Annotated in this window: 11 protein-coding genes; 7 read left to right on the top strand and 4 right to left on the bottom strand. The window is 41.7% G+C overall.

Features of this window, described 5'->3' with window-relative positions; genetic code table 11:
• Nucleotides 1–19 precede the first annotated feature (19 nt).
• On the bottom strand, nt 20–757 hold the full coding sequence (gene kdsB, locus DI53_RS01155) for a 3-deoxy-manno-octulosonate cytidylyltransferase (RefSeq protein ID WP_037494398.1): 738 nt from the start codon (nt 755–757) through the stop codon (nt 20–22).
• 75 nt (nt 758–832) lie between these two features.
• Entirely contained in the window at nt 833–1225 is a 393-nt protein-coding gene (locus DI53_RS01150; protein ID WP_037494396.1) for a DUF1801 domain-containing protein, read from the bottom strand.
• A gap of 119 nt (nt 1226–1344) precedes the next feature.
• Here DI53_RS01150 and DI53_RS01145 point away from each other — a divergent pair, with 119 nt between their 5' ends.
• Complete coding sequence (locus DI53_RS01145; protein ID WP_037494394.1) at nt 1345–2349, top strand: 1-acyl-sn-glycerol-3-phosphate acyltransferase; 1005 nt, start codon at nt 1345–1347, stop codon at nt 2347–2349.
• Between the two features lie 102 nt (nt 2350–2451).
• Here DI53_RS01145 and purL read toward each other — a convergent pair whose 3' ends face one another.
• Nucleotides 2452–6126: a phosphoribosylformylglycinamidine synthase gene (gene purL / locus DI53_RS01140; protein ID WP_037494392.1), complete on the bottom strand. Its 3675-nt coding sequence runs from the start codon at nt 6124–6126 to the stop codon at nt 2452–2454.
• A gap of 250 nt (nt 6127–6376) precedes the next feature.
• Entirely contained in the window at nt 6377–6526 is a 150-nt protein-coding gene (locus DI53_RS20435; RefSeq protein WP_169741985.1) for a hypothetical protein, read from the bottom strand.
• A gap of 558 nt (nt 6527–7084) precedes the next feature.
• Between DI53_RS20435 and pheT the strand changes: the two genes are divergently transcribed.
• The 6 genes from pheT (at nt 7085) to DI53_RS01105 (ending at nt 14276) form a co-directional block, all read left to right on the top strand.
• On the top strand, nt 7085–9478 hold the full coding sequence (pheT, locus tag DI53_RS01130; RefSeq protein WP_037494390.1) for a phenylalanine--tRNA ligase subunit beta: 2394 nt from the start codon (nt 7085–7087) through the stop codon (nt 9476–9478).
• Between the two features lie 33 nt (nt 9479–9511).
• Complete coding sequence (locus tag DI53_RS01125; protein WP_037494388.1) at nt 9512–9820, top strand: hypothetical protein; 309 nt, start codon at nt 9512–9514, stop codon at nt 9818–9820.
• Between the two features lie 44 nt (nt 9821–9864).
• Nucleotides 9865–10155 (top strand): cell division protein ZapA, encoded by a 291-nt coding sequence (locus tag DI53_RS01120; RefSeq protein ID WP_037494386.1) that lies wholly within the window; start codon nt 9865–9867, stop codon nt 10153–10155.
• A gap of 259 nt (nt 10156–10414) precedes the next feature.
• The gene (gene rny, locus DI53_RS01115) at nt 10415–11974 is read left to right on the top strand and encodes a ribonuclease Y (RefSeq protein WP_037494385.1); all 1560 of its coding nucleotides are present in this window, start codon (nt 10415–10417) and stop codon (nt 11972–11974) included.
• Between the two features lie 286 nt (nt 11975–12260).
• Nucleotides 12261–12938, top strand: coding sequence for a response regulator transcription factor (locus tag DI53_RS01110; RefSeq protein WP_037494383.1), 678 nt, complete (start codon nt 12261–12263; stop codon nt 12936–12938).
• Nucleotides 12939–12941: 3 nt separating this feature from the next.
• Nucleotides 12942–14276: a sensor histidine kinase gene (locus DI53_RS01105; RefSeq protein ID WP_037494381.1), complete on the top strand. Its 1335-nt coding sequence runs from the start codon at nt 12942–12944 to the stop codon at nt 14274–14276.
• Nucleotides 14277–14343: the final 67 nt, after the last annotated feature.

Below are 14343 nucleotides of genomic sequence, written 5' to 3'. Positions count from 1 at the left end.
TTCATGCAAATGCTGGTAACTAAAAATAAGTTTTACGAATAGTTTCCAGATCCTCTGGACGGTCTACTGCTATTGTGTCAAATTCTGTTTGGGCAACCTTGACATGGTAACCATTTTCTATCCAACGAAGCTGTTCTAATGCTTCCGCCTTTTCTAATGAGGAAAGCGGTAGTTTGGTTATCTCTTTCAGCACCTCCACGCGGTACCCATATATACCAATATGTTTATAAAAAATGTGTTTACCTAGCCATTCGGAATGATCTACCCCGCGCAAAAAAGGAATGGTCTGCCGAGAAAAGTAAAGCGCTTGCTGTTCACTGTTTACAATTACTTTAGGGGTGTTTTCACTAAAGAGATCATCTTGGTTTTCTATCTTTTTTACTAGCGTCCCTATTTCCGTTTTAGGGTCTGTAAACAATGAACAAAGCAAATCGATTTGCAATGGATTGATAAAAGGCTCATCGCCTTGCACATTAATGGCTACATCAAACCCATTGATTTTGGCAATGACTTCTGCACATCTATCGGTGCCCGACTCATGCGTTGTAGCCGTCAAGATCACATTGCCAGCGAAAGAACGTACATGTTGTTCAATACGCTCGTCATCTGTCGCCACGACTACTTCAGCTAAACTTGAACAACTCTTCACTTGTTCGTATACCCTTTGTATCATAGATTTGCCAGCGATATCAACCAACGGCTTGCCCGGGAAACGCGACGAGGCATATCTTGCCGGAATTATTCCTATAATCTTCATATCCCAAATTAACAAGTAAATATTAATACAGAAAAATGTAAGCCATGATTTTTGAAGGAAAATCGTAGTGCTGTTTTATTTTAAACGTGCAAGGATACCTTTTCGCTTGACAATGTTTTTGTAGTCCCACTGTATATCCCGAGCTTTATCCAACCATCGATCCAGATCCTGTTCGCAGATCTGTCCAAGTTCTTTATACCGAATTTCTGCTGCTTTAAACTTGCCTTCTGTGTAGAGTCCGGGTTCATCGAACGACTGTCCGCTCCAAAAGAGTAGTCGTACAGAATCTTTCAACTTGCTGTAACCAACAATAGGGTTATGATCTATAAACCAAACAGGATGCGCATGCCAAAGTTTGTTTTCTGCTTCGGGTAAGCTCTCGCTGATATGTTGCGCCAGCCGGATACAGATTGTTTGATCAGCTTCAGCTTGTTCTGCATTGTATTTTAGTATATCGGGATGTATCATAGATATTTATTTGGTCATCTGTAAAAATTACAGGTAAAGCTCGAAAATGTTTCGAAAAAAAAGATCTATTTTTTGCTATCTTGTCCCTATCGATTGTAACATTATAGTCTGTTTGGTTTATGTTTTATACGGCATTAAAATATTTTGTTCGAATAGGCCTTTACTGGTATGCGCCCGATATACGGCAGCAACATTTACCTTTGGCAACTTATGCCGGGCCAACCGTGGTTGTTTCGAATCACCCAAATTCCCTATTTGATGCGTTAGTTATTGCTGCTTATTGCCCAGCTGAAATATGGTTTCTTACACGTGGCGATATTTTTCGGCACCCTGTAGCGAACTTGCTTCTGCGAAACCTGTTTCAATTGCCGATCTTCAAGAAAAGCGACGACGAAGAGTTTGCGGTCAAAAATGATTTTACATTTGATGAATGTATTCGCTTATTGTCACGCGGCAAGCACGTATTGATATTTCCTGAAGGGCGATCTTTAAATATTTGGGCGCTGCAACCCTTTATGAATGGCGGCCTTACTTCACTACTTGAACGTGCTTATCGCGCAGAGGTGCCGTTGCAGTTGCAACCCTACGTGCTGAATTACAATTCCTTTCGGCACGTGCCGAAATCAGTAGCAATAACCGCCTTGCCGCCGGTAGATAGTACAGATTATATAGAAAACCATCGTATACAAGCAGCTACGTTGATCGCCGAACTTCGCGCGCGCCTGCGTGCTGCGATGACAGAAAAGCCCTTAGCTGCGATTCCGTTATCGGATAGTGAGCAACGCTTGTTGAGGATTCCTGCCAAGATAGGTTACTATACGCAGTTCTGGTTTTATCGTCTTTGGCGAGATTACATTCGAAAGAAAACTGCCGACACGATTTTTTATGATTCACTATTGTTTACTGCCTTGTTGTTTTCGTACCCCATATTGGTCTTTATCATCAGTTTTATTATCGGGAAATTGGCCGGCTTCTGGATAGGTTTGTTATGCTTTCTGTTGCTTCCCGCCAGCGCTTACTGCATGTCACGCTATGAACATGTAAAGACAGAAACAGATTTAGATTCGAGGAAGGGAAATACTTTCGGCAAAGCAAATAGCGCCGATGGTAAAGGTGATACATAAGGGGCGGCCTCATCCTTTATCACGAAGAACTTCAAAACGGACATCTCATAAAAAATCCCTCTTCGCGTTTTGAGAAGAGGGATTTTATAGTGCTTAAGCATTTTAATTAGCATGTTTTTCGATCCATTCGCGCGCGTTCACGAAGGCTTCAATCCAAGGCGAGACTTCATCTTGTCGACCTGCTGGATAGTTTGCCCAGTTCCACTGGAAAATCGAACGTTCGATATGTGGCATCGTCACGAGATGTCGTCCGGTTTTATCGCAAAGCATAGCCGTGTTGAAATCTGATCCATTTGGATTATGCGGATATTCCGCATAGCCATATTTTGCGACGATATTGTACTGGTTTTCTTCATGTGGGAGATTAAATTTCCCTTCGCCATGTGAAATCCATACACCAAGTGTTGTGCCCGCTAAGGTTGAAAGCATCACGGAATTATTATCCTGCACCTGCACAGAAACGAAATTAGATTCGTGTTTTTGAGAGCTGTTGTGGTGCATTTTTCCGTGTGTTTCATGGTCGGGATTGATCAGTTCCAACTCCATGAAGAGCTGGCAGCCGTTACAGATTCCCACCGATAGTGTGTTTGGCCGAGCGAAGAAGTTTTCCAATGCCTTTTTAGCCTTTTCATTATACAAGAACGCGCCAGCCCAGCCCTTCGCGGATCCTAAAACATCAGAGTTGGAAAAACCGCCTACAGCGCCAATAAACTGAATATCTTCTAATGTCTCTCTACCAGCGATAAGATCTGTCATGTGCACATCCTTTACATCAAAACCCGCCAAATACATAGCATTGGCCATTTCTCGCTCAGAGTTTGAGCCTTTTTCTCGAATAATTGCAGCTTTAGGGCGTGTAGACAAACCAGTGGTATTCGGTTTTTTACCCGTGAACTGTGCTGGAAAATGGTACTGCAATGGTTGTTTCTTGTAATTAGCAAACCGTGCATCAGCCATGCCGTTCTTGGTTTGTTTCTGATCCAACAGGTAGGATGTTTTAAACCAAGTATCACGCATCTCTTCTACATCGAATTGATACAGATCATCGTTGTTTCTTACGGTCACAGTCGTTCCGTCCACTACCGTTCCAATTTTTAATGCTTTTATGCCAGCTGCATTTAACGCCTCTTCAAGAGGTGCATCATGCTTAGCTTGCAGGACAAGTGCAATATTTTCGTTGAACAGTGCCTTTACCGAATCCGCTTCTTGAAGCGCGGTAAGATCATAATGTGCAGCAAGGTTGATATCAGCAAATGTCAATTCCAATAACGTAGTGATTAAGCCGCCAGATCCAATATCGTGGCCAGCTGCAATTTGGTTGTTTTGTATAAGTTGTTGAACGGCATTGAATGCCTTTTTGAAATAGCTGGCATCTTGTATGCTTGGAACTTCTGTTCCGATTTTGTTGTTGATTTGGGCAAAAGATGAACCGCCCAATTTGAAACTATCTTGTGAAAGATTAATGTAATAGATTGATCCGGCATCTTTTTGTAGAACCGGTTCGACCACCTTATTAATATGCGTACAATTTCCCGCTGCCGAGATAATTAACGTGCCCGGCGCAATAACATGTTCACCGTTGGGGTACTTTTGCTTCATCGAAAGCGAATCTTTCCCTGTCGGAATATTTATGCCCAGTTCGATGGCGAAGTCAGAACAACCTTTTACAGCTTGATACAAACGCGCATCTTCGCCTTCGTTGTTACAAGGCCACATCCAGTTTGCTGAGAGCGAGACACCGGCTAAGCCATCTTTTATTGGCGCAAACACTAAATTGGAGAGCGATTCCCCAATGGCATTGCGTGATCCGGCTACAGGATCTACCAAAGCCGTCAAAGGCGAATGCCCAACCGTTGTTGCGATACCTTCTGTCGATTTGTAGTCGAGCGCCATTACACCGACATTATTCAAAGGAAGCTGTAGGGGGCCAGCGCACTGCTGTTTGGCAACGCGTCCACCTACACAGCGATCCACTTTATTGGTCAACCAATCTTTTGATGCTACAGCCTCCAATTGTAGTACTTGCTTTAAATAAGTTGGCACCTCTTTCACGTCGTAGCTAAGCTCTGCATAGTTGCGATCGACTTGCTTATCATTCATGATGGTTTTCGGCGATGAGCCAAAAAAGTCCGCCAAATCGTAATCCATTGGCTTTTCTCCCGTCGTTGATGAAGCGAATGTAAAACGATGATCGCCGGTAACGTCACCTACGGCATACATTGGTGCGCGTTCCCGATCAGCTACTTTTTTCAGCTGTTCGATATCGCTCTCTGCAATGACAAGTCCCATTCTTTCCTGGGATTCGTTACCGATGATTTCTTTTGCAGAAAGGGTAGGATCTCCGACAGGTAATTTGTCTAGATCGATTAAACCGCCGGTAGCTTCTACTAATTCAGAAAGACAATTTAAGTGTCCGCCAGCACCGTGGTCATGTATAGAGACGATGGGGTTATGATCGGATTCGACAAACGAGCGGATAGCGTTAGCCGCACGTTTCTGCATTTCTGGATTAGAGCGCTGAATGGCATTCAATTCAATTCCCGATCCGAACGCTCCGGTATCAGCAGACGAAACTGCTGCGCCGCCCATGCCGATGCGGTAATTTTCACCACCAAGAACGACAATTTTGTCGCCTACTTTCGGCTCGTGTTTTTTTGCCTGATCCAGTTTTCCATAACCGATACCGCCAGCTTGCATAATCACTTTGTCGTATCCCAACTTACGTCCTGCTTCTTCATGTTCGAACGTCAAGACAGAGCCAGTGATAAGCGGCTGTCCGAATTTATTGCCGAAATCGGACGCACCGTTTGATGCTTTTATCAAAATATCTACGGGAGTTTGGTAAAGCCATTGACGCTCTTGCACCGCATGTTCCCACGGGCGCTCTTCGGCGAGGCGCGAATACGATGTCATGTATATGGCTGTTCCTGCAAGAGGCAAGGATCCTTGTCCGCCAGCCAAACGATCGCGGATTTCCCCGCCCGATCCTGTAGCTGCACCAGCGAATGGTTCTACGGTTGTTGGAAAGTTATGCGTTTCTGCCTTCAGTGAAATAACCGAGTCGAAAACTTTCTCGCTATAAAAATCCGGTTTGTCACCGGACAATGGAGCAAACTGGGTTACCTGCGGGCCTTTAATAAAAGCCACGTTATCTTTATATGCAGAGACGATCTCATTCGGGTTTGTCTCTGATGTTTTCTTGATCAGCTTGAACAAAGATGTAGGTTGTTCTTCTCCGTCGATGACGAAGGTGCCATTGAAAATTTTGTGACGACAATGTTCCGAATTGGCTTGCGAAAAAGCGAATATCTCCGAATCTGTAAGCTTCCGGCCTAATTTCTCTGCAAGTTTGTCTAGATATTCTACCTCTTCCTGACTTAACGCCAAACCCTCTTGCTGATTATATGCTGCTATATCAGAGATTTCTAATATAGGCTCTGGCTGGATAGCAATGGTATAAATTTCTTGTGTAAGGCTGGTATATTTTTGAGCAATCATGGGATCGAAATCTCCGAAGTCCTCGCTCACTTTGTGAAATTCCTCGATGCGAATAATGCCTAGTATGCCCATGTTTTGAGTGATCTCTACGGCATTGGTGCTCCAAGGAGTAATCATCGCTGCGCGAGGGCCTACGTAATAATCGCTCAGAGTGTGTTCTGTAAGTTTATTAGCGTTTCCAAAGAGCCAGTTTAGTTTAGAAATATCATCTGGGGATAGATCTTGTTGCGTTTGCACACCGTAAACAGTGTTGCGGGGGTTCACGAAGAAATGAATCATTATAACTGTGTATTTTGAACGTTATTCAAATCAAAGCACAAAGTTACGGAATATTTTAATGGGAAGCATCGAAATTCTAAATTCTCGCGGGGTGAGTAGAGGGGAAATTATATTACAAAATCCATTGGGGATCCAATAGCCTAAACGGGCTTTATTTCATCGAAAGTGATGTGACAACTTGTTAACGGATGGGCACTAGTAACTTCGTTGTAAATGTTTGAAAGCCTTATGGAATGTTAATGTCGTTTTATTAAGGTTTGATGCAAACAATCTTCTTATTTCGTATAACAATCAACTCACTATTTTTTTGCTTTTTAAATTCAATTAACTTTTCATAGGCCTTTGAAAGTCCTTGGAGTATTTTTTGCTCATCTTCTATTTGCCGTTCAATTGTTGTCATAGTAACTTTTTAAGAGCTTAAATTTTTCCTCACTAATGATATTTAGTTTGCCATCAATTTGTTTATCAGCTAAAAGTAGATGTTGACCTTCAGAGCTGTCGAGGATTAAAGCGCCATCAACTATTGGTAGATAAATGTCAAAGAGATTTTTAATGCCCCTAATATCTCGTCCGCATTTACAAATTCATTGCAGTTCAATATATCAGGCAAAATGGTGAAAGAAGCAGTAGTTTTCCCAGCTCCGTTACATCCTTCGATTATGTACAGCTTTTTTTTCGCCATCTCTACGAAACTAAGGAATAATCTTTAGGTTTTAAAAGACTTGTGCATCCTGCCTTTATAATGTTTTAGCCCAGTTTCTCAGGTAGCCGTGGTCATGAAATAGTTTAAGCGCGTAGCGCAATATCCTTAAACTTACATTGAGTATTTGGCTCTGCTTTAACACTTGACACTGGGGGTACTAAACCCTCACTAGCTGATGCGTACTAAAAAATCTCGCTGCTAAATGGGAGGCAACGCTCTAAAATTCTATCTTTGTGCTTTAAACAGAATTTCGAGATGAATATTTCCTACAATTGGCTTAAGAATTATATCAATACAGATAAAAGTCCAGAAGAACTTTCGCTTATCCTTACCGACATCGGTTTAGAGGTGGAACTGCTGGAAACCGTTCAGCAAATTCCGGGAGGTCTTGATGGTCTGGTTGTTGGTGAGGTAAAGACTTGCGAACAGCACCCCAATGCAGATAAATTGAAAATTACGACGGTAGATGTAGGACAGCCTGAGCTACTGCACATTGTTTGTGGTGCGCCAAATGTGCGTGCTGGTCTTAAAGTTATTGTGGCCACCGTTGGTACAACTTGTCATCCTACGGTGGGGGAACCGTTTAAAATTACCAAATCCAAGATAAGAGGCGAAGTTTCAGAAGGCATGCTTTGCGGGGAAGATGAAATTGGTTTAGGAAGTTCACATGCCGGCATTGTCGAGCTAGCGGAGAGCGCGACAATAGGATCTCTAGTGAAAGATTATTTTGATATCCAGGATGATTATAAATTTGAAATAGGTCTTACGCCAAACCGCGCTGACGCGGCGTCGCACCTTGGTGTCGCAAGAGATCTTGCTGCCTACTTTCGCACGACATATACGAGCAGTGATGTTTCAGCCTTCAAAGAAGGTAGCGCTGATGGTATTATAGTCGAGGTCGCAGATAGCGAATCGGCTCCGCGGTATAGTGGAGTTACTATTTCCGGGCTTACGGTAAAGGAGTCGCCAGACTGGTTAAAAGAACGATTAAACACTATTGGTGTGCGGCCTATAAATAATATTGTAGACGTTACCAACTATATTTTGCATGACCTGGGGCAACCGCTACATGCCTTTGATGCTGATAAGATAAGCGGCCACAAGATCATTGTGCGGAAGGCGACTGAAGGGGAGCTGTTCACCACATTAGATGCTGTTGAACGTAAACTCTCTGCAGAAGATTTGGTCATTGCAGATGCGGAAAAACCGATGTGTATAGCCGGTGTATTCGGTGGCGAGCATTCTGGTGTTTCGGAAACGACAACGCAGATTTTCCTAGAATCAGCTTACTTCAATGCCGTTTCCGTTCGTAAAACTTCGAAGAGACACGGCTTAAAAACAGACTCTTCTTTCCGTTTCGAACGCGGTACAGATCCAAATATGCCATTGTATGCCTTACAAAAGGCTGCTTTACTTATCCAAGAAGTTGCTGGTGGCGAGGTGTATTCTACCGTGACAGACCATTATCCTACTCCTGTGTCTCCATTTATTTTTGAAGTAAGTTACACACGAGTACAAAAGCTAATTGGTCAGGCTATTCCGGCCGAAGAGATAAGAGCGATAATTACCGCTTTGGGCATTGGTGTGACCGATGTAAGTGAAGATCTCATTACGGTTAGCGTTCCTGCTTATAAAGTAGATGTAACGCGTGAGGTGGATGTCATTGAAGAGGTTTTGCGTATTTACGGCTACAACAATATCACGCTTAAGTCGCAGATCAAGTCGTCGCTTAATACTACGGAAAAGCCGGATAAAGAAGTATTGCTGAATCAAATTGCTGATATGCTTATCGGCAATGGATACCGGGAAATCTTAAATAACTCTTTGACTAAGCTCGCTTTTGTAGAAGATGAGCAGACTGCTGTTCGTATCGTGAACCCGCTTAGTTCCGATTTAGACACGATGCGTCAAAATTTGCTTTTCTCTTCGTTGACAAGTGTTTCCTACAACCAGAAACGAAAAAGTCCGCATGCTAAATATTTCGAATACGGCAAGTCGTATTTCAAGAGTGAAAATGGGTACACTGAAAAACAAAATTTGGCGCTCACACTTGCAGGGAATCAGGTCGATGAACATTGGATTGCTGGCGATAAAAAAAGTAATTTTTACCATATCAAAGGTGCTGTAGATCAGATTGTTCGTCGGCTTAATATATCAGGGTTGCAGCTTGTCGATGCGGAAGGTCCGTATTTTGATTACGGCTTGACCTACATGAAGGGGCAGAAGGAATTAGTGACTGTGGGTGCGGTATCATCAGAAAATCTACGAAAGGCTGATGTGGATGGTCCGGTTTATTTCGCTACGTTTGATTGGGATTTAGTGATCAAAGTGATTCGAAAGAACAGCATTAAATACCAAGAGATTTCTAAGTTTCCTGCTGTGAGACGTGATTTGGCTTTGTTGGTAGATGAAGCTGTTAGTTTTGAACAACTTCAAACCGTGGCTAACAAAACGGAACGCAAACTGCTGAAAGAAGTCAATATTTTTGATGTGTACAAAGGCGATAAACTGCCGGAGGGTAAGAAATCATATGCATTGAGTTTTGTACTTCAGGATGAAGAGAAAACGCTAAACGATAAGCAGATTGACAGCATTATTAAAAAATTAATGCTTAACTTTGAGAAAGAGACCGGCGCTACAATACGCTAGTTTTTGATTCATATAATTGCGAAGTAATAATTTATGGCTACACTATCAACACAAATGAATATAATCGTCGAGAAGACGAAGAATCTTATTCAATTGTGCGATGCGCTAAATGAGGAGAATGACTTGCTAAAATTAGAGGTGCAATCGCTTCAGGTGGCTTTTCAGACAAGTACAGATAAAGTACAGCAGCTGGAGGAAAAGCTTAAGGCTATGGCAGTTGCGAAAACTTTTGAAGAATCCAGTGTAGATAGCGAAGCAATAAATGAAAAAATACTTGACACAAAGCAAAAAATTAACGATTTTGTGCGAGAAATAGACAGATGTATAGGGTTATTAAAGTAATTTATATTTGTTAAAACCCTTTACGTTATTTAAGCTCAACAGAGATGGGAGAAATTTCCATAAAAATAAATATTGCTGATCGTGTTTATCCACTACGGGTAGATATCGAAGAGGAGGAAGTGATAAGACACGCAGCAAAGCTGATAAATGAAAAAATAAAAGAACTGCAGGATAATTATGCGGTTCGTGATAAACAGGATCTACTATCCATGTGTGTCTTGCAATATGCAACCGGCATGATCAAAGCGGAGCGTAATGCACAACAGCATGAAGAGGGGTTAGAAGAAAGGATACACGAATTGGATAATGTTTTGACAGAATTCTTTAAGAAATAAGCATATCGTTCTTTATTTAGAGCTTTATAACGACGAATTTGCCGCAGTTAAATTCGGGTTGTCACTATTTTAAACTTAACGCTTCAATATCACGAGCGAAAACAAGATGTAGGCCATTTTGCGTAAGCCATCTAGGTCATGATCAATTGCTCAAATCATGTGTAATCGAAGTTTAATAATACATGGGACCTGTACATTTAATTGCGGTTTTTTTATGACCAAAAAATAAATAAATATAATAATATATACATATACACAAATGGAGTTATCTACAACAATTTCGATTATAATTTCGCTTATCATAGGTGTTTTTATCGGTCGTTTTTTGTTACAATTAGTATTCAAAAAGCAGGAGCAATCAGCGCAGGAGAAGGCAGATCGGATTATCAAGGAGGCTGAGCAACAAGCCGAACATCATAAAAAGCAGCGGGGGCTAGAAGCAAAAGAGAAGTTTCTACAATTGAAAGCCGAGCATGAGAAAGAGGTCAATCAACGTAATAACACGATGGCGCAGAAGGAAAACACGTTACGCCAGAAGGAGACCTCGTTAAACCAAAAGCTCGAAAGTATCAATCGTGAAAAACAAGAGTTAGACAACAAAAACAAAAAGTTGGATCAGCTTGTCGAGCTTAATGAGAAGAAAAAAGAGGAGGTAGATCAGCTAAAAAGCCAACACATCAAGCAATTAGAGACGATAGCCGGTTTATCTGCGGATGAAGCTAAGGAGCAACTTGTTAGTTCACTGCGTGAGGAAGCCCGTTCGCAGGCGATGATTCAAATAAAAGATATTGTAGATGAAGCTAAACTGACGGCATCTAAAGAAGCCAAGAAAGTAGTTATTCAAACGATACAACGTACAGCAACCGAATCGGCAATTGAAAATACAGTTTCGATATTCAATATCGAAAACGATGAGATTAAAGGCCGTATTATCGGTCGTGAAGGCCGTAATATTCGTGCGTTAGAAGCGGCTACCGGTGTAGAGATTATTGTGGATGACACGCCTGAAGCAATCATTCTTTCCGGTTTTGATCCTGTTAGGCGAGAGATCGCTCGTCTTTCCCTTCACCGTTTGGTGACTGATGGACGTATACATCCTGCTCGTATTGAAGAGGTGGTAGCTAAAACACGAAACCAGATCGAAGATGAAATCGTAGAAATTGGCGAGCGTACGGCAATAGATCTAGGGATACATGGTCTGCATCCGGAATTAATCCGTATGGTTGGACGTATGCGCTACCGCTCATCATACGGACAGAACTTGCTGCAGCACTCGCGCGAAGTGGCAAATTTCGCGGCTACCATGGCCTCAGAACTTGGTCTTAATGTAAAGCACGCAAAACGCGCCGGACTTTTACACGATATCGGCAAGGTGCCTGATGATAATCCAGAGCTACCACACGCTATCCTAGGTATGCAGCTGGCTGAGAAATACAAGGAACATCCAGATGTGTGTAATGCTATTGGCGCCCACCACGATGAAATCGAAATGACATCGCTTATCTCTCCGATTGTTCAGGCCTGTGATGCCATCTCTGGCGCTCGTCCAGGCGCCCGTAGGGAAGTTGTAGAGAGCTATATTAAACGCTTGAAAGAGCTGGAAGAACTAGCGTTATCGTATCAAGGCGTAGAGAAAACCTTCGCTATTCAAGCGGGACGTGAGCTTCGTGTGATTGTCGAGTCAGAAAAGATATCTGATGCGCAAGCTGAAATATTGGCTGCTGACATTTCTAACCGTATTCAGACAGAAATGACCTATCCGGGTCAAATTAAAGTAACGGTGATTCGTGAAACTAGATCGGTTTCCTACGCGAAATAAGATCGTGTTAGATGATTTTCAAGGTGCTCTATGTGGGCACCTTTTTTTGTCCTTCTACTTTTTGATTTCTCTCTTTCGATTTCTAACTTTTGACCTTTAAATTTTAACTTCTCGCTTCTAACTTTTCAATTTTGACTTTTAACTTTTGAATTTTTACTTTTAACTTTTTAGTTTTGACTTCCCCATTTTGACTTTTCACTTTTCCAAAATTAAAGCTAGATTAGAAAGCGAGTTCAGCTACACGTCAATAGCGAGAAATCGCTATTTTTGTCTAAATTAAAAATCTATGCAAATTCTTGTAGTTGAAGACGATAACCGTATAAGCAATTTTCTCATTAAAGGATTAGAGGAATTTGGCTATTTGGTCACGTTGTGTAAAAATGCAGAGGATGTATTGGCGCATTACATGCATGTAGAGTGGGATCTGATTATTTTGGATATTATGTTGGAGGGGATGGATGGAGTGCAGCTGCTCCAAACACTCCGTTATAAAAAAGTATATACGCCCATCCTAATGCTCAGCGCGCTGAATAGTGTGCAGGATAAAGTATCTGCTTTAGATTATGGTGCTGATGACTATTTAACAAAGCCCTTTCATTTTGATGAGCTATTATCACGAATAAAAGCCTTGACACGCCGGCAGCAATACCAGCAGCAGGAGACTCCAAAGGCTGAGTTAACTTTCGGCGATCTGCATATTAACCTTGAACAATACAAAGTGACATTGGGTACGGAACCCGTTGAACTCTCGCCGCGAGAATACAAACTCTTAATTTATTTAGTTGAAAATATAGATAAAACAGTAGGGCGTATACAAATACTTAATGCCGTTTGGGGCATAACGTTTGATAACCATACAAACGTTGTGGATGTATATATTTCTTATTTAAGGAATAAAATTGAGAAGGGCGATCGCAAATATATTTACACGGTGAAAGGTGTGGGGTATATGTTTAAGATATAATACATGAAATTAAAACACAGGCTGTCCCTTTATTCGGTTACCAGTTTTAGCATCGCAATGCTGATTTTCTCGGGGCTGATCTATTTTTCTTACTACGCCCAGATGAAAGAAAAAGAATATCAATCGTTGGAAAGTAAATCGTTGCTTGCCGCTATCTTCTATCTCGAGCAAGACGAGCTGTCGTTGAAAGAGCATGCTAATGTAAAAACGCAATTGCAGAAAACAATATCGCGCGCAAACATTGTCGTTTTTGATAGCCTAAACCAAAGACAGAATGGTGATATGAAATCCTTGGATGACATTTCCGAAGAATTTCTGCTTAAGGTGCGGGCCGCACAAGTCGCATCATTCGATAGTGACGATTATTTTTACAACGGCATTTTTTATCATGATAATGAGGGTGACTTTGTTGTTGTCACACGGGAGTCTAAAGAAGACTTTAACGGACAGATGCGGTCGTTATCACATATTCTGTTACTTGTGTTTCTACTTGGGGTTGTATTTATATTTTTATTTTCGCAATACCTCAGCTATATCGCCTACCAACCCATCGTCCGTATTATCAATCAAATTAAAAAAAAGGATACACAAAATTTTAATGAACCGCTAACCTTAACAGAAACCTACTCTGAGGTGGAAGATTTGGTGAAAACATATAACCATTTCATTTCTCGTATTGCGGAAACGTTTAATGTACAGAAAAACTTCATTGATTACGTTTCTCACGAACTCCGTACCCCAATAACGGCTTTGCTGGGAACCTTGGAAGTCACGAATACGAAGCGAAGAACAGTCCAGGAGTATGAAGCGGTTATGATGGAGTTGAAGCAATATACCTCGGATCTTCAGGAAACACTAGATCAAATGATGTTATTGTCGGGGGCAAAGACGAACTTCGAGTTTCAACACATCCGCGTGGATGAGGTCATATGGCAATTGGTAGAAAATATGGTTCTCTACCATCAAGCGAAAGTAGAAGTTGATATTCAGGTCAATGACCAGGCTGTTCTCACACTGGAAGGTAATGACAAACTCCTTGAATTAGCCATCGGAAACTTACTAGAAAACGCGATCAAATATTCCGATAATCAACCCGTAAAAATTTTATTCACAGAAGTGAAAGGACAATTGCAGCTTTCGATCGTGGATCAAGGGATCGGGATCTCGCAGCACGACCTTCGCTATATCCGGCAAAATTTCTATCGTGGTAACAACACGCAGAATTATCAGGGCAAGGGCATAGGCTTATCTATCGCTAACATTATATTCACCTTGCACAAAATTGATATGCAGATCCTTTCCCGCCAGAATGGGACCACCGTAGTCTTACTTTTCTAATTCAATTCTAATCTACCTTAAAATTCTCCTTAATGCGTGTCCATTAGCTTTGCAGGAAACGTTGTAA

Origin of the sequence: Sphingobacterium deserti (assembly GCF_000757725.1) — a bacterium.
Lineage (GTDB): Bacteria > Bacteroidota > Bacteroidia > Sphingobacteriales > Sphingobacteriaceae > Sphingobacterium > Sphingobacterium deserti.
The sequence above is the reverse complement of the archived record's forward strand: the minus strand, read 5'-3'. Positions and strand labels throughout refer to the sequence as shown.

Bases quoted from the DNA above. Each gene is read 5' to 3' on its own strand.
- purL (WP_037494392.1), bottom strand. From the start codon at position 6,126: ATGATTCATTTCTTCGTGAACCCCCGCAACACTGTTTACGGTGTGCAA.
- DI53_RS20435 (WP_169741985.1), bottom strand. From the start codon at position 6,526: ATGACAACAATTGAACGGCAAATAGAAGATGAGCAAAAAATACTCCAA.
- kdsB (WP_037494398.1), bottom strand. From the start codon at position 757: ATGAAGATTATAGGAATAATTCCGGCAAGATATGCCTCGTCGCGTTTC.
- DI53_RS01105 (WP_037494381.1), top strand. From the start codon at position 12,942: ATGAAATTAAAACACAGGCTGTCCCTTTATTCGGTTACCAGTTTTAGC.
- pheT (WP_037494390.1), top strand. From the start codon at position 7,085: ATGAATATTTCCTACAATTGGCTTAAGAATTATATCAATACAGATAAA.
- DI53_RS01110 (WP_037494383.1), top strand. From the start codon at position 12,261: ATGCAAATTCTTGTAGTTGAAGACGATAACCGTATAAGCAATTTTCTC.
- DI53_RS01145 (WP_037494394.1), top strand. From the start codon at position 1,345: ATGTTTTATACGGCATTAAAATATTTTGTTCGAATAGGCCTTTACTGG.
- DI53_RS01120 (WP_037494386.1), top strand. From the start codon at position 9,865: ATGGGAGAAATTTCCATAAAAATAAATATTGCTGATCGTGTTTATCCA.
- DI53_RS01125 (WP_037494388.1), top strand. From the start codon at position 9,512: ATGGCTACACTATCAACACAAATGAATATAATCGTCGAGAAGACGAAG.
- rny (WP_037494385.1), top strand. From the start codon at position 10,415: ATGGAGTTATCTACAACAATTTCGATTATAATTTCGCTTATCATAGGT.
- DI53_RS01150 (WP_037494396.1), bottom strand. From the start codon at position 1,225: ATGATACATCCCGATATACTAAAATACAATGCAGAACAAGCTGAAGCT.